Source organism: Nitrososphaerota archaeon, from assembly GCA_016872055.1.
Taxonomy (GTDB): Archaea; Thermoproteota; Nitrososphaeria; order Nitrososphaerales; family Nitrosopumilaceae; genus Nitrosotenuis.
Genome location: VHBH01000003.1, coordinates 143,605 through 162,581, shown reverse-complemented (window position 1 = coordinate 162,581; position 18,977 = coordinate 143,605). Strand labels below are relative to the sequence as shown.

General features: G+C 43.0%; 20 protein-coding genes. 8 read left to right on the top strand and 12 right to left on the bottom strand.

The window, feature by feature from the left end; translation table 11 throughout:
* Positions 1 to 46: 46 nt before the first annotated feature.
* From FJ354_04050 to FJ354_04040, 3 genes are read right to left on the bottom strand one after another with little or no spacing between them, the layout of a single operon-like run.
* Positions 47 to 1,195 carry an MFS transporter gene (locus FJ354_04050; GenBank protein MBM3905842.1) on the bottom strand — a complete coding sequence of 383 codons (1,149 nt, stop codon included), beginning with the start codon at positions 1,193 to 1,195 and terminating at the stop codon, positions 47 to 49.
* Entirely contained in the window at positions 1,192 to 1,881 is a 690-nt protein-coding gene (locus tag FJ354_04045) for a methyltransferase domain-containing protein (protein MBM3905841.1), read from the bottom strand. The genes FJ354_04050 and FJ354_04045 overlap by 4 nt, the downstream gene beginning before the upstream one ends.
* 40 nt (positions 1,882 to 1,921) lie before the next feature.
* Positions 1,922 to 2,650, bottom strand: coding sequence for an archaeal proteasome endopeptidase complex subunit alpha (locus FJ354_04040; protein MBM3905840.1), 729 nt, complete (start codon positions 2,648 to 2,650; stop codon positions 1,922 to 1,924).
* Positions 2,651 to 3,584: 934 nt separating this feature from the next.
* Between FJ354_04040 and FJ354_04035 the strand changes: the two genes are divergently transcribed.
* From FJ354_04035 to FJ354_04000, 8 genes are all read left to right on the top strand, one after another.
* Entirely contained in the window at positions 3,585 to 4,856 is a 1,272-nt protein-coding gene (locus FJ354_04035) for a Glu/Leu/Phe/Val dehydrogenase (protein MBM3905839.1), read from the top strand.
* Between the two features lie 55 nt (positions 4,857 to 4,911).
* On the top strand, positions 4,912 to 5,427 hold the full coding sequence (locus FJ354_04030; GenBank protein MBM3905838.1) for a hypothetical protein: 516 nt from the start codon (positions 4,912 to 4,914) through the stop codon (positions 5,425 to 5,427).
* Positions 5,427 to 6,110, top strand: coding sequence for a GMP synthase (locus tag FJ354_04025; GenBank protein ID MBM3905837.1), 684 nt, complete (start codon positions 5,427 to 5,429; stop codon positions 6,108 to 6,110). Before FJ354_04030 ends, FJ354_04025 begins: the two co-directional genes overlap by 1 nt.
* A 42-nt stretch (positions 6,111 to 6,152) precedes the next feature.
* Entirely contained in the window at positions 6,153 to 8,267 is a 2,115-nt protein-coding gene (locus FJ354_04020; GenBank protein ID MBM3905836.1) for an acyl-CoA synthetase, read from the top strand.
* Positions 8,268 to 8,301: 34 nt separating this feature from the next.
* Positions 8,302 to 9,063 carry an enoyl-CoA hydratase/isomerase family protein gene (locus FJ354_04015; protein MBM3905835.1) on the top strand — a complete coding sequence of 254 codons (762 nt, stop codon included), beginning with the start codon at positions 8,302 to 8,304 and terminating at the stop codon, positions 9,061 to 9,063.
* A gap of 80 nt (positions 9,064 to 9,143) precedes the next feature.
* On the top strand, positions 9,144 to 9,494 hold the full coding sequence (gene erpA, locus FJ354_04010; protein ID MBM3905834.1) for an iron-sulfur cluster insertion protein ErpA: 351 nt from the start codon (positions 9,144 to 9,146) through the stop codon (positions 9,492 to 9,494).
* Positions 9,495 to 9,602: 108 nt separating this feature from the next.
* On the top strand, positions 9,603 to 10,751 hold the full coding sequence (locus FJ354_04005; protein MBM3905833.1) for a DNA primase: 1,149 nt from the start codon (positions 9,603 to 9,605) through the stop codon (positions 10,749 to 10,751).
* A 33-nt stretch (positions 10,752 to 10,784) separates the two neighbouring features.
* Positions 10,785 to 11,462, top strand: a complete 678-nt coding sequence (locus FJ354_04000) for a CTP-dependent riboflavin kinase (GenBank protein ID MBM3905832.1) — start codon at positions 10,785 to 10,787, stop codon at positions 11,460 to 11,462.
* Here FJ354_04000 and FJ354_03995 read toward each other — a convergent pair.
* The 9 genes from FJ354_03995 to FJ354_03955 form a co-directional block, all read right to left on the bottom strand.
* Complete coding sequence (locus tag FJ354_03995; GenBank protein ID MBM3905831.1) at positions 11,459 to 12,073, bottom strand: FAD synthase; 615 nt, start codon at positions 12,071 to 12,073, stop codon at positions 11,459 to 11,461. The genes FJ354_04000 and FJ354_03995 overlap by 4 nt on opposite strands.
* Before the next feature lie 37 nt (positions 12,074 to 12,110).
* Positions 12,111 to 13,145, bottom strand: coding sequence for a diphthine synthase (gene dph5, locus FJ354_03990; protein MBM3905830.1), 1,035 nt, complete (start codon positions 13,143 to 13,145; stop codon positions 12,111 to 12,113).
* The gene (locus FJ354_03985) at positions 13,145 to 14,275 is read right to left on the bottom strand and encodes a M20/M25/M40 family metallo-hydrolase (GenBank protein MBM3905829.1); all 1,131 of its coding nucleotides are present in this window, start codon (positions 14,273 to 14,275) and stop codon (positions 13,145 to 13,147) included. Before FJ354_03985 ends, dph5 begins: the two co-directional genes overlap by 1 nt.
* A 4-nt stretch (positions 14,276 to 14,279) precedes the next feature.
* Positions 14,280 to 15,125: a lysine biosynthesis protein LysX gene (gene lysX / locus FJ354_03980; protein MBM3905828.1), complete on the bottom strand. Its 846-nt coding sequence runs from the start codon at positions 15,123 to 15,125 to the stop codon at positions 14,280 to 14,282.
* A complete protein-coding gene (locus FJ354_03975) occupies positions 15,122 to 15,289 on the bottom strand; it encodes a lysine biosynthesis protein LysW (protein ID MBM3905827.1) in 168 nt (55 codons plus the stop codon). The genes lysX and FJ354_03975 overlap by 4 nt, the downstream gene beginning before the upstream one ends.
* A gap of 2 nt (positions 15,290 to 15,291) precedes the next feature.
* Entirely contained in the window at positions 15,292 to 16,473 is a 1,182-nt protein-coding gene (locus FJ354_03970; GenBank protein MBM3905826.1) for a 2-isopropylmalate synthase, read from the bottom strand.
* Positions 16,474 to 16,589: 116 nt separating this feature from the next.
* A complete protein-coding gene (locus FJ354_03965; protein ID MBM3905825.1) occupies positions 16,590 to 17,009 on the bottom strand; it encodes an Lrp/AsnC family transcriptional regulator in 420 nt (139 codons plus the stop codon).
* Positions 16,996 to 18,180: an aspartate aminotransferase family protein gene (locus FJ354_03960; GenBank protein MBM3905824.1), complete on the bottom strand. Its 1,185-nt coding sequence runs from the start codon at positions 18,178 to 18,180 to the stop codon at positions 16,996 to 16,998. Before FJ354_03960 ends, FJ354_03965 begins: the two co-directional genes overlap by 14 nt.
* Positions 18,177 to 18,977 carry a [LysW]-aminoadipate/[LysW]-glutamate kinase gene (locus tag FJ354_03955; protein MBM3905823.1) on the bottom strand — a complete coding sequence of 267 codons (801 nt, stop codon included), beginning with the start codon at positions 18,975 to 18,977 and terminating at the stop codon, positions 18,177 to 18,179. Before FJ354_03955 ends, FJ354_03960 begins: the two co-directional genes overlap by 4 nt.

Below are 18,977 nucleotides of genomic sequence, written 5' to 3'. Positions count from 1 at the left end.
GGAGTGCTTTTTAAAAACATAGAAAAATCTCGAAATATCTGCAATTCTAGGCAGTCTGTGGCTCTAGGGATTTCTTTTTTGCAGCAGAGACTGCTGTTATGCCTAGACCCAATACAAAAAACACCAAGTACGGCATGGCGTTTCCAGAAAACTCTGAGATCAAGCCAGCAGCAATTGGACCAATGGACCAGCCTATTCCAAATGTAGTCTCGTATGCGCCAATTATAATTCCCTGGCTTTCCTTTGATGTCTTTCTTAGAATTATCTCTAGTGTCAGTGGAAAGATGATGGAGAACCCAAAGCCCAACAATAGCATTGCCAAGGAAAACTCTAGTATCGAATGCGACACAAACGATATTGCAAGGCCAGCAGCTATTGTACCAGTTGATGCAACCAGGGTGGTACTGGTGTGGCGCGCAAGTTTGTCCGTTAATGCTAGTGTAACTACACGTGATGCACCAAATACAAAATACAGAATCTCAATTTCCGTTGCCGACATGGTCCTGTCGTTTAGAAATGCAGGGTAAATCGTCAAAATCACCCCAAACGAAGATGCACAATAAATCAAAATCATAATTACCACTGGGAATTTTACTACCTGCTTTATTGCAGAAAGCGAAAACGTGGTGTTCTCACTTTGTGTGTGATTTTTTGTCAGCTGGATAGAAAAGATAATCGCAGATGCCATCACAAACGTTGCAATCTCAAATAATACTCTGTACGATACGTCAAGTCCTTCCAGAAGAAACGTGCCAATTAGCGGCCCAATCATAAATCCAGCGACGAAAAACCCCGTAAATCTTGCAATCTTTTTGACTCGAGTTTTGGCATCACTTGTACCAGAAATGATTGCCTCTGCAGGGGGCCAAAAAAATGCATGTGCAACACCAGTTACTGCGCGCAAGATCATCACCTCAGGTACTGTCTTTGCTAAAGAAAGTAAAAACACGGATGCACTGTTTATTGTAACTCCAACGCATAACAGCACACCACTGTTGAACCTATGAAGCAACATTCCAACAAAAACTGGAATGAGCATGTATGGAACAAAGTTTGCAAGGCCGATTAACCCAAGTTCTGCGTATGATGCACCAATTTCGTTTTTTGCAAAAATTGGAACAATTGGATTGTGAATACCATAAGATACTCCAATCAAAAGACCAGTAATGTTGAGTAAAATAATAATTCTATTCATTTGTATGCTGCAACCATTATTGCGCCACCCATTAGATCAGTGTCAAATTCTACTCGCGAGAATTTCTCTAGTAATAATCCTTCCAGCTTTTTATTTTGCGGCCAGAGCTTGTATGTACCATATAAGGTACCAAACTTGAGTCCTAGTCTTCCACCAACCGCAAATGCGATTATTGGTAATATTATTCTAAGATAAAATGAGACACCTGCTCGTGCGACAATATCATCTGGCTTTCCCAAATCCACAATAACAAATCGTCCACCTTTTTTCAAAACTCGGTGGATTTCAGAAATTGCAATTCTTAGATTTATTGCATCACGCAGAGAATATCCGCACAATACTGCATCGAATTGGTCTTCCTTGAACGGAATATGCTCAAAAACACCACATGACATGTCAGGCGATTTTGTAAAATACGTGCCGGTATTATGTAACATCGGCACAAGAGGATCATAAAGCGTAATTGTGATGTTACCATTGCAGATCTTTTCTGCAGTCTTGGACATGTTGCCAAACCCAGAACCCGCATCCAAGATACTATTTCCTGGGATGACTCTGTTTGTGATTCCACGGATTCGATGTTCTTTGTCTTTGCCAAGCGAAATGTACGAGTTTACTTTGTCATAAATTGGAATTATCTGGCGTAATACTTCGATTACTTCTCCCCAATAGCTTCCTAGGCCCATTGGCTTGGATACGAATAAGACATAATTTGTAGTAACTAGACTAGTTTGGCTTTGGGTATTTACTCTTGGCAGTAGTCGAGTATTTTTCAACATCTGCGTCGCTTACCATTTCTAGGACTCTGTTCTGCTTGGTGACTCGAGACATTCTGATACTTTTTTCCTCCTTTGCCTCTGCTCGTAGTTCAATTGCGGCAATTGCTAAGGCGGATGCGTCCTCTAGAGACATCTCATCGGTATAGTTTTTCTCCAAGAATGCGTTTACATCGTCGGCTCCTGCACCAATTGCGACTGCTGCATATGAGACAAATGTTCCTGAAGGGTCAGTAACGTAGATTCTATTTCCGCTCTGGTCCACACCAGAAATGATTAGCGCTACGCCAAATGGCCTCACACCTGAATACTGGGTATATTGATGGCATCTGTCTGCTAGGTGCTTTGCCACTGTTTCCACTTCGACTTCCTCATCATAGATTAGCTTGTGGCTTTGGGAAAATGTTCTTGCATCATCAACTTGGACTCGGGCGTCTGGGATGTAGCCAGCTGCTGCAATTCCAATATGATCATCTACTTGGAATATTTTTTGTGTAATACCGGAAACCTGGAGTTTTCTTGGGATCTCTTCAACCGCCATTACTACTCCGTCCTTGCTTTTGACACCTACTGCCAGCGTTCCGCGCTTTACTGTCTCAATTGCATATTCTACTTGGTATATTCTTCCATCCGGTGAATACATTGTAGGCGTCATGTCATATCCGCGTGCTGGCATCATAATACAAAAACTAAATTTTTTGTCAATTTAAGCGTTAGTTGATGAATTCAGCCTAGTCCAAGGCAAATTGGAAGAGATTTGGAAACATTCTTCAAGCAAAACCAGTCCTGATCGTACCTGAGCCTGGAGCAGGTGGATCAGATCAAAGAAATGGTTGCCCGCAAATCAGGATCTGCATGAATGCCAGATCGCGACGTAAAACGAATGCTCCCTTTTGTCTTTACAGGCACAGGGGGCGTATTTACCAGACCTCAATAATTATGTCGTTATCGGATATCAGATGAATCCAAACCATCTTGCACAGTAAATGGGCCCGGATTACAAGGCAATTTCACATCACCTCAATGTATGTCCAAAAAAAATCTAGTCACAAAGCTTGGAAAAAAATACAGAGCAACACATCATTTATGTAATTATTTGGAAGCGAATATTTTGGCGCCAGATGATGTTATGCAAAACTGGCGCACCAAATGTACTGCAAAATAGTCTATATCTGAATTGCAATTACTATTTGGTCTTCTTTTTTGATAAACACCTACAAGCTTTGCTTTGAAACCATACTTTTTGTGGCCTAATTTTACTGCGTTTTGCGCCTTCAATTTTGTTGTAAACCATACCGTCCATCAATGCAGTATCCGTCTGGTTCGCCGCACATCCCGCAGGAACTATTTCACCAACAGGGTGTTTTTGACTAGCGGTGCCTTACCGGTATTTTTTGCGGTCAGAACAAAGACCAATCCATCTGAAAACGTAAACCAGATCGACGTCTTGACTCCATTTCCGCTTTTTTGTAGGTCTCTGGGTTGATGTCTTGTGTTTGTCCGGACTGCCAAGTTATCTGACTCATCACTATGTGATGATGCGATCAAATATTTTACGGTAAACAATTCTCAACAGACTTAAATAGAATTTGGATCGAGAGATCTCGATCAAATTGGTTCAGGCAGATCCATTCAAGAATGCACTAAAACAACTTGATGATGCTTGCGCAATTCTCAAAGTTGACAAAGGCGTCAGAGACTATTTGGCAGAACCAAACAAGGTTTTGCGAGTAAAACTTCCAGTGAAAATGGATAACGGAAAAATCCGAACATTCATTGGATTTAGAAGCCAACACAACAACGACCGCGGTCCATACAAGGGAGGAATCAGATACTTTGATCCTGAAGGTGGCATCGAGTACATGGAAAAAGAAGTCAAGGCATTATCGTCTTGGATGACTTGGAAGTGTGCAGTAGTAGACGTACCTTTGGGCGGTGGAAAAGGAGGAATCTTCGTCAATCCGAAAAAAGAAAAACTATCTGAGGGTGAACTTGAAAGATTAACCAGAAGATATGCATATGCAATCTCTGAGATTATAGGACCGCAAAAGGACGTTCCAGCACCAGACGTGTATACGACAGGCAAGGAAATGGCCCAAATTATGGATGTTTACGGTAAGGTTTCTGGCAATGAATATCAACCAGGAGTTATCACCGGCAAACCAATTCCATTGGGTGGCTCGCTTGCAAGAAACGTTGCGACTGGTCTTGGATGCGCATACTGTGTCCGCGAAGCTGCAAAGACAATCGGCCTTAAACTAAAGGGGGCAAAGGTTGTCATTCAGGGATTCGGTAACGCGGGAACATTTACTGCAGAGTACCTACAAAAAATGGGTGCAAAAATAATCGCAGTAAGTGATACCAAGGGTTCAATAATTAATCCAAACGGATTAGACCCAAAAAAAGTCCTCGAGTTCAAAAACAAGACTGGCTCCGTAGTCGGCTATCAAGGAAGCAAGAAAATCACTACTGAACAACTACTAACCACAAAATGCGACATTTTGATTCCAGCAGCATTGGAAAACCAAATCAACGCATCGATTGCAAGAAAACTCCAATGCAAAATCATTGGCGAAGCTGCAAACGGTCCAACAATGCCCGAAGCAGACCCAATCATCTACCAGAAAAAGATAGTTGTCATTCCAGACATATTGGCAAACTCTGGCGGTGTTTGCATATCATACTTGGAGTGGGTCCAAAACAACATGGGCTACTATTGGTCGTTTGACGAGGTAGCATCAAAGATGGAAAGCCACATCACACGTGGATTCCGCGACACACTTGCACTGTCCAAAAAGCATAAAATCGACATGCGACGCGCAGCGATGGTTCTGGCAGTTGACAGAGTTGTTGAAGCATTCAAAGCTAAAGGCCTATGGCCATAAACTTTTCTATTTTTATCATATATGCTAAAATTATGTCCAATTCGATGCTAGTTTCATGGCAAACAAGCACACCATAATAGTAATTGCGTCAATTGTTGTGATTACAGGCTCTCTTGGATATTCTTCGGTTAATGCAATTTCTGCACATGGCTTGGAGTTTTCATGGCCTGGCAAGTTTGACTTCCTCTCTGTTATGAATGACAAGACTGTAAATGTGTGCAATCCATCTGGTTTGCCATCATCGTTTTCCAAATATTCCTTTACGATATTCTATGACGGAAATGATCTTGGCACATTTAGCACCGGCAGGGGAGGCCTTGGGCCAAACAGCGACGGAATTGTGGTTGGCAAATTTGTCTCAGAGAACGACAGAATGGCAAGCATATTCTTTTCATTTTTGGACACTGAAACAGGAGGAACTGATGTGACTCGAATCAACACAGATAAAATTAAAGTTACCACACAGCTGGAATCCACAATACTTTGGATGGTTCCGCATATTGTAACACAGGAATATCTCGGCGTGGAATTCATTGATATGATAAACAAGCCGACAAGCTGCGAAAAATAATGTCTGATATACTGGTCATAAAAAATACTGGCCTGGAAGGCCCAGGTAAAATAGGGGAACTGCTAGAGTCTGATGGATATAATCTACAGATAGTTTCTGCAAAAAGGCAAAAGATTCCAGAACTGGATCATGCGATGGTCTTGGTCTTGGGTGCACCAGAGAGTGCAAACGATGATCTACAGTATCTCAGGGACGAGCTATCGTTAATACAAAAAGCAGTGCAAAATAACATCCCTATACTTGGGGTCTGCCTTGGCTCGCAGCTCATCGCAAAATCATTTGGAGCTGAAGTATATCCGGGACCAAAAAAAGAGATTGGATTTTACCATGATGTAATACAAGACAAGGCCGCAAAATCGAGCCTGTTTTCAGGCCTGTCCGACCCGTTTTCGGTATTTCATTGGCATGGTGACACATTTGATATTCCATCTGGGGCGAAAAGACTCGCTTATTCGGAATTGTATAACCAAGCATTCCAGTATGGGACGGCGGTTGGAGTGCAATTTCATTTTGAGGTAGACTCGGATACGATAAAATCTTGGCTTGATAACACACAAGAAAATCTGAATGTACCGTATCTGGATCCAAAAAAGATCCGATCGGAAATTGACGACAATATCGGCATAATCCAAAAAAACATGAAAATATTTTACAAAAACTTCAAGTCAGAATTCAAACTTTGACACAAATTTAATATACAGAACTGGGGTGTGTCCGATCACGTTATGAAATCAACTCAGAAAATTTTCGATGAAACAATGAAGACAGACCACAAGGTTATCACCGAGGATGTCTCTAAATCAATTCTAAAAGCATACGGCGTTAAAGTCCCGCCATATGCACTAGCAAAGACTGCAACAGAAGCAGTCAAGGCATCCAAAAAAATCGGATTCCCACTAGTAATGAAAATTGTTTCCCCACAAATTCTTCACAAGACTGATGCAGGTGGAGTCAAAGTTGGAGTTGCAAATGCAAAAGAAGTCAAAAAAACATTTGATTCTATTATTAAGAATGTGAAAAAATACGACAAGAAAGCCGAGATCAAAGGAGTCCTCTTGGAGAAAATGGTTCCAAAAGGAGTCGAAATGATCGTCGGACTACAGGTCGATCCTCAATTCGGCCCTGTGATAATGGCAGGCCTTGGTGGTGTGATGACTGAGGTCTTCAAAGATGTAGCATGGAGAATGCTACCAATCACCATGTCAGATGCAAAGTCCATGATTGAGGAACTAAAGTCTTCAAAATTATTCAAGGGTTTCAGAGGAAGCGCACCAATTGATCTGAACATGCTTGCAAAGGCACTAGTCCAGATAGGCAAAATCGGCGTAGATAACGCATCACATGTCAACAGCATTGATTTCAACCCAATAGTGGTATATCCAAAATCCTACTTTGTCGTAGATGCAAAAATAATCCTTGCAAAAGAGGTAAACCCTAGTGCAATATCAAAAGCAACACCAAACGCACAATTCATGGAGAAGTTCTTTACTCCTGCATCAGTTGCACTAGTAGGTGCATCTGCGACACCGGGAAAGGTCGGAAACTCTGTCTTGGACTCTCTTGCAAAACACGACTACAATGGATTAGTATATCCAATCAACCCAAAGTCAGAAGAAATTCTTGGGGTAAAATGCTATCCCTCAATTGAGGCGATCCCAGGAAACGTAGACCTTGTAGTGGTTTGTGTTGATTTGTCAGTCACACCACCAGTATTGGAGCAATGCGCAAAGAAAGGAATACACAACGTGGTTATCGTATCTGGTGGAGGAAAGGAGCTTGGAGGAGAACGTGCAGCATACGAAGCTCAAGTTAAAGAATTATCAGAAAAGCACAAAATCCGAATTATCGGTCCAAACTGCATCGGAATGTTCAATGCAGCAAATAGACTTGACTGCGCATTTCAAGGCCAAGAAAGAATGGTCAGAGCGAAACTTGGAAATGTCGCATTGCTATCACAATCTGGTACAATGGGGATTAGTTTCCTAGAGTCTGCTGACTCGTTTGGTCTATCCAAAATGGTCAGCTATGGAAATCGCTCCGATGTAGATGAAGCAGACATGATCTGGTATCTGGCATCAGACCCACAAACCAAAGTAATTGCACTATATGTAGAAGGTTTTGGAGATGGACGCAAGTTCATCGAGACTGCCAAACGAGTAATGGCTGAAAAGAAAAAACCAGTCGTAATTTGGAAGAGCGGAAGAACCGAGGCAGGCGCAAAACAAGCAGCCTCTCACACCGGATCACTTGGAGGCTCTAACGCTATTATCATGGGAGCATTCAAGCAAGCAGGAATCATCTCAGTTGATAGCTACCAGGAACTAGTGGCAGTAACAAAGGCACTAGCATGGCAACCAGCTGCCAAAGGAAACCGGGTCGCAATGTGTAGCAACGGTGCAGGTCCTATGATTGGAGGAATCGACCAGTTTGAAAGACTGGGGATACAGCTTGCAACAATCTCTCCAAAAATACTAGAAGAGATGAAGGCACATTTCCCACCGACATATGTCATCGGCAAGGGCAACCCCGCAGATGTCACAGGAGGCGCAAACGCAGAAGATTATAGATACACCATAGAAAAATTCTATGAAGAACCAAACGTCGATATCGTGATGCCTTGGTTTGTATTCCAAGACGACCCACTGGAGGAGACCATAATACAACACTTGGCTAATTTCTCAAAGCAACAGAAAAAACCACTGCTTGTAGGCGGAAACGGTGGTCCGTACACAAAGAAAATCTCTGCACTAATCGAAAAAGAGGGGGTGCCGGTTTATGACGACCTTCGAGACTGGACAGCAGCTGCCTCTGCACTTGCTCAATGGGGCAAGCACCTCTAAAGGTTTATTTCAAGTGTGAATTTTTCCTAGGATCATGGCTTTAGTTACGACTTCAAAATCAAACGGAATTGCTACAGTCAAGATCAACAGGCCAGACAAGCTTAATGCAATGAACACAGATGTTGCACACGAACTCGTCTCTGTATTCACACAACTAGACACTGACAATGACGTCAAAGTCATAATCCTCACAGGAGAAGGCGAAAAGGCATTCTCGGCAGGAGCAGACATTGAATACATGTCAAAGATTTCTGCAGACGAATCAGTAGAATATGCAAAACTTGGACAACTAGTCACCAATACAATTGAGCTGGTGTCCAAGCCGACAATTGCTGCAGTCAATGGATTTGCACTGGGAGGAGGATGCGAGGTTGCAATGTCTTGCGATATTAGAATTGCAGCAGATACTGCTCGGATGGGCCAACCAGAGGTAACAATAGGAATTCCACCCGGATGGGGAGGAACCCAGAGACTGATGAGAATTGTAGGGATTGCAAAGGCAAAGGAGCTTGTCTATACTGGAAAGATGATTAAAGCCGATGAGGCATTGCAAATCGGCCTAGTCAACCAGGTGGTACCTTTAGCATCATTGATGGAAGAGACACTAAAGATGGCAAACCAAATTGCGTCAAATTCCGTTTCCGGAGTAAAAATGTCCAAAATAGCAATCAACAAGGGTCGAAATGCAGATCTCGATACGGGTCTAGGAATAGAACTATTGGCGTGGAGAAACTGCTTTACCGATCCAGACAGAGAACAACGCATGACTGCGTTTGTAAACAAGTCCAAAAAGTAAGCTATACCTAACTTTTCTTTATTATTACTATTCTACTAGGGGTGAAAAGCTTATTATAATTTGGAACGACTTGTGAGTTCATGGCAACCGAACAAACACAAAGACTCGTAACAATCACTCCAAAAGCAGCGGAGAAAATTGCCGAGTTTATGAAAGAAGAAGCAGACAAGCCAGAATACCTGAGAGTATATGTTCAAGGTGGCGGATGCTCGGGCCTTTCCTATGGAATGGGCTTTGAGGCAAAGCCGGAAGAAGATGACACTGTCATCGAAGAGCAAGGAGTCAAACTACTAGTTGACAGCTATTCACAAGAACACCTCAAGGGCGCAAACATCGACTACATCGAGTCTCTGATGGGATCCGGATTTAAGATCAACAATCCAAATGTTACAAAATCCTGCTCTTGCGGACACTCTTTTAGCACCGAATAACCCCTTCATTTTCTCATTTTTGTAATTTTTTATGCGTTTATCATCGTAAGCACTTATATCTGTGAACTGAAGAACAAGGCTATTGATCTTTAGGAGGAATATTTTCATATGCCACCAACAGGAATTGTCAAATATCACGTTAAGCTATCCTTTGAAGTTGATGGACTCGTTGAAAGAGCAGACATCATAGGCGCAATCTTTGGCCAGACCGAAGGTCTGCTAGGCCCAGAGATGAACCTAAATGAGCTCCAACGGCTATCAAAAGTCGGAAGAATAGAAGTAACTGCGACAAGCACTACAAACACCACTAAAGGTGATGCACTAATACCAATGTCGACTGACGTTGATACCGCATCGCTAATAGCTGCGGCAATTGAAAGCATAGACAAGGTAGGTCCATTCGACTGCAAGTTCAAGCTAACCGCAATCGAGGATGTACGTGCCACAAAAAAGGACGACATTATCAAACGCGCAAAAGAGATCAAGCAGCAATGGGCTACAAAGACCATTTCAGAAGGCGAAACAATGCTCAAGGACATTCACGAGGGAACCTCGACATCTGGAAAGCTCACAACATACGGCAGGGGTAAGCTTCCATGTGGACAGGGCGTCTTTGAGTCTCCTTGGATTATCCTAGTTGAGGGAAGAGCAGACGTAATCAATCTGCTCAGGGCAGGAATCGACAACTCATTAGCAATAGATGGCGCACGAATCGACGAATCAATTCGTGAATTGTGCGACCAAAAGGACAAAATCGTTGCATTCCTAGATGGAGACAGAGCAGGCGGATTCATACTCAAAGAGCTCAAAAGTGTAGTCGATATTGATGTGGTACACCGAGCACCCGAGGGAGTCGAAGTCGAAGAGCTCACTCCGCAGCAAATAGCTGACATACTAAAGCCAACAATTGAGGAAATGAATAATCCAAAGGCAAAACCAACACTGAGTGACCCTAACGACAAGCCAATGGCAGAGATTGCAGGAAAGACATTTTCGCAAATCAACGAAACACTAGAAGCAATTGGCCTTGACTCAAGCAAAAACGAAGTCTTTAGGGTTCCAATATCGGAACTTGTCTCTAAACTTTCAGTTCAAACCGGCATCAAATACCTGATACTTGACGGAATTGTGACACAAAGATTGGTAGATGGAGCAAAGCAGGCAGGTATCGAGTGTGTAATAGGACACAGAGTTGCCAACCTGACTAACAAGGACGGAATTTCGCTCAAGACATTTACCGAACTTGGTGTCGCATAAACTCTTTAACTCTTTTTTCTTTTTTGTTATACAATGACAGAGCTAAAAATCCAGCACCTGATCACACTTACTGAATTGTTATCTAAGGGTGCAAAAAATAACTATGTCGCTATCACTACCAGTACTTTGGGAAAGCAAATCGGAAAATCCCAACAGGCAGCATCAAAGCATCTATTGGAGCTAGAACAGGGCGGATTCATATCTAGAATTACTGCAGGTAGAAAGGTCTCTGTAAAACTGACGCAAAGGGGGTATGAACAAATCTCTGAAATCTATGGGATTCTAAAAAACAACCTAGAGTCGACGCCGTCCACAATCGATGTTGACGGTGTACTGGTTGCGGGAATGGGAGAGGGAAAATACTACATGTCGCTCAAGGGATACACAAAACAATTTTTGCACAAAATTGGCTATGTTCCTTTTCCTGGTACACTTAATGTCAAGCTGGACAAAAAAGAGCAGATTGAATCACTGCGCCAGCTTGCAAACCTAGAAGGAGTCAAAATAGACGGATTCTCTGATGGAAAAAGAACATACGGGTGGGTCCGGTGTTTTGCGTGCAAAATTAACGGTAAAGTCGACGCGCAGCTCATACTATTAGAGAGAACTCATCATGATCTATCCACAATAGAAATAATATCAAAGGCAGAGATTCGCAAAAAATTGGGACTCAAAGACGACGCAAGCCTCTCCATTAGAATCAAAGTCTAGATTCCGTGCAGCGCCTCACCGTACTCTTTTTCTATCTTGGAGCTGGAGTATTCCGGAATTGGGGACTGGAGCCTTGCCACCCGAATATTTAGGCCAAGACTCTTGCAGCCATCTGTAATGAATTTTTCTTGGTGTACCTGGTCGTATCCAAGCGCGATAATGTCCGGCTTTACTCGGGACACTGTCTTGAAAATGTCGCCTTCACTACCTATTAGACAGAGTCCCACCATTGAGAGCGAACCAATGAGCTCCTGTCTCTGTTCTTCAGCGTGGAGCGGTCTTCTTTTTTTCATTTTTACTGCGGTATTTCCTGTAGCAATTACTACTACTAGCACATCACCAAGTGCCTTTGCCGCATTTAGCGTGTAAATGTGGCCTGGATGAATAATATCAAAGACTCCACCAGCTAAAACAACATGCAGGGCGCTTCTACCAAACTCTGTTAGGGCGTTGTTTTCTGATATCATTAGATTTTTTTTCAATACTGTAATTCTTTCTTGGATATAGGATTCTGAAAGATTTGTACGCCTAATTGTATGCTCTATTGGGTTTTGTCCTGTTAGTGAGCAGACATAAAGCGATGATAAGATTCCTCTGTCTATTACGTCCAAAGCATTAGCTCTACTCTGTTGTGGTTTTTAATTTGTTCTATAGTTCTGGCTCTATTCCCTTGGCTATTCGCAGTGCATCCACAAGTCCGTCTGCATATCCTATAGACAATATTGCAAGCTCGTCCTGGCCCTGGGAGTAGAATCTCTCTGCGTCCTTGATGTACAAGTCTGCATTCTCTAGAACTCCTGCAAATTCCTTTGAATCCTTGTAGTATGGTGCGATTTGGTCCAGCGCTCGCCGGACCATCGGTATGTATTTTTTCATCATTTGTGCAGAAATCTTTTCTATTTTTGGAGTATTGTCTTCTGGAATGGTAAAACAATGTCCGAGCACCTTTAGTGCGTCCGATTCTGTAAAGTGCATTATTCCGGGAATTATTATTGTGTGCGGTGGCGCGCCAAAGTCATGCTTTGCCAAATCAGAGAATCTTGCAGCAATGATTTTTTGGTCGTCCTGACCTATCCTTGATGCGATAATTCCATATGTATCAGCAGAGAAAACTTTACGGTTTTGCTCTTTTTCCTGATCCAATAGACTTGATATGGCGTCTTTGGGATCCAAAAAGAAATTCCTGTTTTGACTCCATTCTAATAATACTATGGTGTGGTTTCCCAATTTCAAATTCTCAAATATCGTATAATACGCAGTAGAAGATGGAATCCCACTCATTATGGTCACTGTCTTTCCCACCTTGTAAAAGTGGAGGCCGCATTCTCCAACCAATGATGTTATAGCTGATGATGCGTGGATTGTGTCAGTTATGATGCCTTCTTGGATTGCTCGCACACGCAACTCGATATGCGTTGTGGCAATGTACGGGTCGCCATAGGACAATAACGAAACCTTACCGTTCTTTGCTGCCTCTAGGATTTCCCTTCCGTCCTCGACCAGCCACCTTGGCGCCAGCTTGAATTGCCCCCTTGTTATTTCTTGGAGAAACCCTATCTGATTTTCTGGCATGGGGCTTGTAAACTGCTCAAAATACACAACGTCTGACTCTGAGATTATTTTTCTTGCCTTTTCAGATAATGCTTGCGAGCCACCAATTCCTAGGCCAACAAAGACTAGCATTATTTTTCTATCTTTGTGTCGTGGAGTCGTTTTAGGTGATGCAGAGTGTTTCTGATTACTTCAATGCCACGGAGGTATTCGTTCATGGATACTCGCTCATCAATTGTGTGAGATGCGTGCGGGTCTCCTGGACCATATGTAACAACAGGAATATTCCACAATGTGCCAATGATGTTCATGTCCCCTGTCCCTGTTTTTCTGATCAATGACGGCCTCTTGCGCTCCACATCCATCACTCCTAGCGTGAATGCTCGAACTAGGGGCGAGTTCATTGGCGCCTCAAACGGCTCTGTTTCGTCTATTACAGAGTATAGTGCTTCTACTTGTTGCTTTGATGATAGCTCTGCGACCTTGGTTGCTATTTTTTCTCCCACTACCTTGCAGTTGAGCGTTACTGGGATCCTAATGTCCATTATGGTATGGCATTCCTTTGGGGTGACGTTGTGGCTATCCCCTCCCTTGATTTCAGTGATGGTTGCAGTCAGCATCATTCCCTTTGATTGGCCTTCCTGGTTTTCCTCCAGTGCTTTTTTGAGCTCTGCGGTGAACTTCAAGGATTCTTCGATTGCGTTTCTTGCAAGCCATGGGGCAGATGCGTGTGCCGAGTCACCCACATTGATTTTAAGATTGATTGCGATTCTTCCCTTGTAAGCTATTGTGACATTTGTTATCCCTGATGGCTCACCAAAGACTGCATAGTCGATGTCGAGCTTTTGCTTTGCCAGGTTTTTGATTCCTGTTGCGTTTCCTTCCTCGTCTACTGCCCCAACAAAAATTATGGTACCGTTATTTTTGTGGACTGTTGATGCTGCCAGGAGCATTGCCATAAGTGGAGCCTTCGCATCGGATGCTCCCCTACCGTATAGAAAATCACCTTCCTTTCGGACCTTTACTTTACCCGGCACTGTATCCATATGGCCACAAAGCAAGACTCGTGGTGAGCCGGAGCCAATTGTCGCAATTAGGTTTCCCACTTCATCGATTTTGATGTTGTCAAATCCCAAGTCGTCACACTTGTCTGCCAGAAATTCTGCCATTGGCTTTTCTGCTAATGACGGCGTGTACAGACGCAGTGCCTTCTCTAGCATTTTAATAGAGAACCTTGGGGTTATTGTAAATGACGAGTCCATCTTTTTAATTTCCTGATTTTACTGCGTATTCTAAAATCTTTGCGGCAATGTTGACGCCGGTGACCCGGGCAACATTTCTGTATTCAGTAGTATTGTTTATCTCATGAATAACTATGCCACGCTCTTTGCTCTCCATTAGGTCAATTCCCACTATTTGACCCTTGACGCATTCCTTTGCCTTGATACAGACTTCTTCTAGTTCTGGGGTTATCTCGCATACTTCTGCAGTGCCTCCAAGGTGGGTGTTTGTCTTCCAGTTTTCTGTCGTGGAATTGCGATATATGGCGCCTACCACCTCGTCTCCAATCACTATGGCTCTAATGTCTCGTGGTGGCCTTTGAACAAATTCTTCTAGATAATGAATCTGGTAAATTGGGTACATTTTTTCCCGCTCTTCTATGATTCCTTCGGCCGCCTCTCGGTTGTTGAGCCTCTGGACCATTCTGCCCCAGCTTCCTACGGTTGGCTTGATAACCTTTGGATAACCAACTCTGTCCAGTGCGTCTAATGCAGAATCCTTGGAAAATGCCACACTCACATATGGCGTTTCAATTCCAGCGTTTCTTAGCAAAGTATGTGTGAATAATTTATTGCCTGCATAAACTCCGCAGTACAAATTGTTAATGACATTAGCGCCCATTCCTTCTAGTGCCGCTGTTGCGTGCAGATTTCTGTAATAGCTGACGCATCTTTGAAGTACTGTGTTGTATTGGGATTTTTTATCGACATCTAGCACGAGATTCTTACAGTCTACCATTTCGATTTTAATATCTAGTTTTTGGGCAGCCTCGGTGAGGGCTTTTTCTTCTGGTCGAACAGTATCGTAGAGAATCGTTATCGGGTGGCTCACTGGCCCCAGTCCTCTCCGACGCTTTGAGCTGGCTTAAGCCCAAATCCGCCTGAGGCCTTGGTTAATTCAAAGCTTGCCCCACAATCTGAGCAAGTTACCAGTTCGCCTTCTACGGCATCACTTGGAATTGAAATATCCGAATCACATTCAACACATTTTGCCATGGTTAATCCTTACTGTCCTTTACGTCATTAATTATCTTTCTTTCAAGTTTGTTATCAAGTGGGATTTCCAACAGGTCGCCCATTCTGAGGTTTTTAAGACCTGCAGCTACTGCCTTTGCCTGGTTGTCGTCCTTTGGCAGGCCAAGTATTGACATGAGATATGCAGAACCACTTTTGCCGGCTAGCTCCCCAAAGACGATTCTTCGCCTGTTGCCTACGATTCGCGGCGGAATTGGTTCGTAAGCTGCCGGATTTCTTAGAATGGCCGCCAGGTGGGTTCCTGCCTTGTGCTTGTATGCTGTTGGGCCCACAATTGGTTTGGAGTCGTATGGTGGAATGCCTGTGTATTCTTCGATTAGTCTTGATAGGTCAGTCAGCATGTCTAGTCTGAAATCATTTGGGGATCTATAGAGATATGTCATTGCAACTGCAACTTCTGCCAAAGACGGTATGCCTGTTCTCTCGCCAATTCCGTCTATTGTGGTGTGAATTTGGTCTGCCCCTGCATCAATTCCTGCAAATGCGTTTGCAACGGCTAGGCCAATATCATTGTGGCAGTGCACATCTAGCGGGACTTTAATTTTTTCTTTTACCATTTTTACAAAGTTGAACATACCTTTTGGTCTCATTATTCCTACAGTATCTGGCAGACTAATTCTGTCAACGCCGGCCTCCTCGATTGCCTTGCATACTTTAAGCAGAAATTCCGGGTCTGCACGGGAACCGTCCTCTACAGTGAATCTCATTTTTAGGCCATGTGATTTTGCATATTCTACTGTCTCTACCGCTCTGCGCAATGCCTCTTCTCTTGTAATTCTTAGCTTATCCTTCATGTGAATATCTGATATTCCAAGATAGGTTGCAGTCCATTTTGGGTCACATTTTAGTGCAACGTCTACGTCTTCCTTTAGTGCGCGAACATGCGCTACAATATCTGCCTTCAGGCCTTGCTTGATGATTGTCTTTGTCGCCTCAAAATGATCTTCAGATACTACTGGTGAAATCTCAATTTGGTCTACGCCAAAATAATCAAGCATCCATGCAATTTGGATTCTCTGCTTGTTGGTAAATGTCACACCTGGGTGCTGTTCGCCCTCTCGAAGCGTACTGTCCAATACGTGGATTCTTCGAGGCTTTTTGTCATACTCGTTGTGCAGGTGTGCGTAATAGTTTGGGTCACTCATTGCAGAGATAGCAAGCCGTAATACTAGTTATAAACAATTCGTACTAAAAACGGCATAAATCAGAGTAAAAAAGGTGAATTTCGGCTAGAAGCGAAAAAACTGACTCGAATTTCGCTTTACGTTACTTCGCGCAGTATTATTACGGTGTTCGTGTCGGATACACCAGGCACTTTGCGTAGTGAATCAATTGCCAGATTAATCTCTGTGATGTTTGGAGATGAAATTATTACTGCAATGTCGTACTGTCCTGTGATTTCGTATACTGTCTTAACCCCGTCTAATTTGGTGAGTCTTGCAGAAACTTTTGATGTGTCCATTGATGATTCCACTGATATGAGTACAATTGCCTTGGTAGAATTTTTCTCGCCAATTTCTATTGTGAATTTTTTGATTATCTGATTGTCGGTGAGATTTTTGACTCTTCTTCTCACGGCAGATTCTGATAGCTTGAGTTTTTTACCAATATCAACAAATGATTCCCTAGAATCATCCTTTAGGATTTTTAGAATTTCGTCGTCTACTTTATCCTTGTACATTCTTTCTTCTCTCTGATTCCTTGGTAAATAATCTATCTAATACTTCTAATACTTTTGTTATTTCTACCTCGCTCATTACTAGAGGTGGTAGGAATCGGAGTATGTTTCTGCCTGAATATAACAGCAAGACACCTTCCTGTATGCCATCTAATAGTATGTCTTTTACTTCGAACTTCATCTCTACTCCAATCATCATGCCTTTGCCACGAACATCTCGAATGATTGGGTGTTTTGCCTTTAGCTTTTCTAGGCCTAACATGAATATTTTTCCCATCTTTGCTGCATTGTCGACTAGTCCGTCTTGGGTTAATGCTTGGATTGTTGCAATACCTGCCGCACATGATAATGGATTTCCGCCAAATGTGGAGGAATGCTCACCCTTACTCATTGCTGCCAGTATGTCTGGTCGAGTGAGTGTCGCGCTCATTGGTACGCCGCCTGCAATACCTTTTGCCAAGCAAATGATGTCTGGGATAGTATTCCAGTGGTCAGACGCCCACATCTTGCCAGTTCTCCCTAGGCCAGCTTGTATTTCGTCAAAGATTAGCAGGATTCCGGACTCATCGCACAACTTTCGAACATCTTGGAGGAATCCGTCTGGTGCCACATTGATTCCACTTTCTCCCTGGATTGGCTCCATTATCACAAATGCAGTATCAGCGTCAATCTTGGTTCGTAGAGTTTCTATATCACCAAATGGTGCGAATGCCACTTTTTCTACCAATGGCATGAATGATTTTCTGTATTTTGGATTAAATGTTATAGACAGTGATCCAAGTGACTTTCCGTGGTATGATCCGTTCATTGCAACCATTCCTGATTTGCCTGTGAACTTTCTTGCAAATTTTATTGCAGCTTCTACTGCCTCTGTGCCACTATTGCCCATGTGCACCTGTGTTAGTCCCTTTGGAGCAACTCTCATTAGATTGTCAAGGAATTCTTCTCTAGTCTTGTTGTATAATGACGTGTGAACCGTAATTACTTTGTCTAACTGTGCCTTGAGTGCAGCCACTACTCGAGGGTTTCTGTGGCCTACCAATGCGACGCCGTATCCTCCCATACAATCAATGTATTCTTTACCATTGATGTCGTATAGTTTTGCACCTTCGCCGCGCTCTATAGTTATTGGGAAACGCTGATACATGTTACCAAGATAATCATCTTCAGTCATTTTGTGATCACCGTGCATTTTGTGTGGGATATTGCAGAAGATACTGGGTTTTCTCGTTGGCCATTGCCAATTAATGCCTCTTTTACACCCATATCCAATGCTTCTGTGGCTGCTAGGATTTTTTTCTCCATCCCAAAGCCTACCTTTGGTCGAATCTCTTTTGCCTCTGCATTTGTCATCTTTTCTACAAGCTTATCGTTCATTAGCAAACCGTCGACATTTGTGATAAAGAGAATCTTATCGCTTTGTATGGCGGCAGCAACGTTTGCAGCTGCGCGGTCTCCGTCGATATTTAGCATATCAAATTCCTTGCTTACTGCTATTGGGGAAATTACCGGTGTATAGCCCTTTTCTAATAATAACTTGAGAAGGTCAGCATTTACCTTGGTTACCTTACCGGTGTAGCCGCCATCGATGATTTGCTTTCTACCCTTGTCGTTTACGATTACCAGCTTTTCCTTTCGTTCTGCGACAAAGATCCGGCCATCGATTCCTGACAGTCCTATAGCGTTGATTCCGTGCTTTTGTAGCATCTGTACAATGGATTTGTTGATTTTACCAGACATAACCATGGTGAATATTTCTGCAGTTTCCTTGTCGGTGTATCTTGATTTGATTCCGCCAGGAGATACTACAAACTTTGGCTCTTTTCCGAGCAACTCACATGTTCTAGTTACCTCTTTTCCTCCACCATGGACTAGGATGACGCCTTCCTGATCTGCAACCTTTTTGATATCAGATATTGTACTTGGATGAAGATTTTCTACGACGCTTCCGCCGATTTTGATTGTAATCAT

Coding starts and splice junctions, on each gene's coding strand:
- FJ354_04050 (MBM3905842.1), bottom strand. CDS start 1,195: ATGAATAGAATTATTATTTTACTCAACATTACTGGTCTTTTGATTGGA.
- FJ354_04045 (MBM3905841.1), bottom strand. CDS start 1,881: ATGGGCCTAGGAAGCTATTGGGGAGAAGTAATCGAAGTATTACGCCAG.
- FJ354_04040 (MBM3905840.1), bottom strand. CDS start 2,650: ATGATGCCAGCACGCGGATATGACATGACGCCTACAATGTATTCACCG.
- FJ354_04030 (MBM3905838.1), top strand. CDS start 4,912: ATGGCAAACAAGCACACCATAATAGTAATTGCGTCAATTGTTGTGATT.
- FJ354_04025 (MBM3905837.1), top strand. CDS start 5,427: ATGTCTGATATACTGGTCATAAAAAATACTGGCCTGGAAGGCCCAGGT.
- FJ354_04020 (MBM3905836.1), top strand. CDS start 6,153: ATGAAATCAACTCAGAAAATTTTCGATGAAACAATGAAGACAGACCAC.
- FJ354_04015 (MBM3905835.1), top strand. CDS start 8,302: ATGGCTTTAGTTACGACTTCAAAATCAAACGGAATTGCTACAGTCAAG.
- erpA (MBM3905834.1), top strand. CDS start 9,144: ATGGCAACCGAACAAACACAAAGACTCGTAACAATCACTCCAAAAGCA.
- FJ354_04005 (MBM3905833.1), top strand. CDS start 9,603: ATGCCACCAACAGGAATTGTCAAATATCACGTTAAGCTATCCTTTGAA.
- FJ354_04000 (MBM3905832.1), top strand. CDS start 10,785: ATGACAGAGCTAAAAATCCAGCACCTGATCACACTTACTGAATTGTTA.
- dph5 (MBM3905830.1), bottom strand. CDS start 13,145: ATGCTAGTCTTTGTTGGCCTAGGAATTGGTGGCTCGCAAGCATTATCT.
- FJ354_03985 (MBM3905829.1), bottom strand. CDS start 14,275: ATGGACTCGTCATTTACAATAACCCCAAGGTTCTCTATTAAAATGCTA.
- FJ354_03975 (MBM3905827.1), bottom strand. CDS start 15,289: ATGGCAAAATGTGTTGAATGTGATTCGGATATTTCAATTCCAAGTGAT.
- FJ354_03970 (MBM3905826.1), bottom strand. CDS start 16,473: ATGAGTGACCCAAACTATTACGCACACCTGCACAACGAGTATGACAAA.
- FJ354_03965 (MBM3905825.1), bottom strand. CDS start 17,009: ATGTACAAGGATAAAGTAGACGACGAAATTCTAAAAATCCTAAAGGAT.
- FJ354_03960 (MBM3905824.1), bottom strand. CDS start 18,180: ATGACTGAAGATGATTATCTTGGTAACATGTATCAGCGTTTCCCAATA.
- FJ354_03955 (MBM3905823.1), bottom strand. CDS start 18,977: ATGATTACAATCAAAATCGGCGGAAGCGTCGTAGAAAATCTTCATCCA.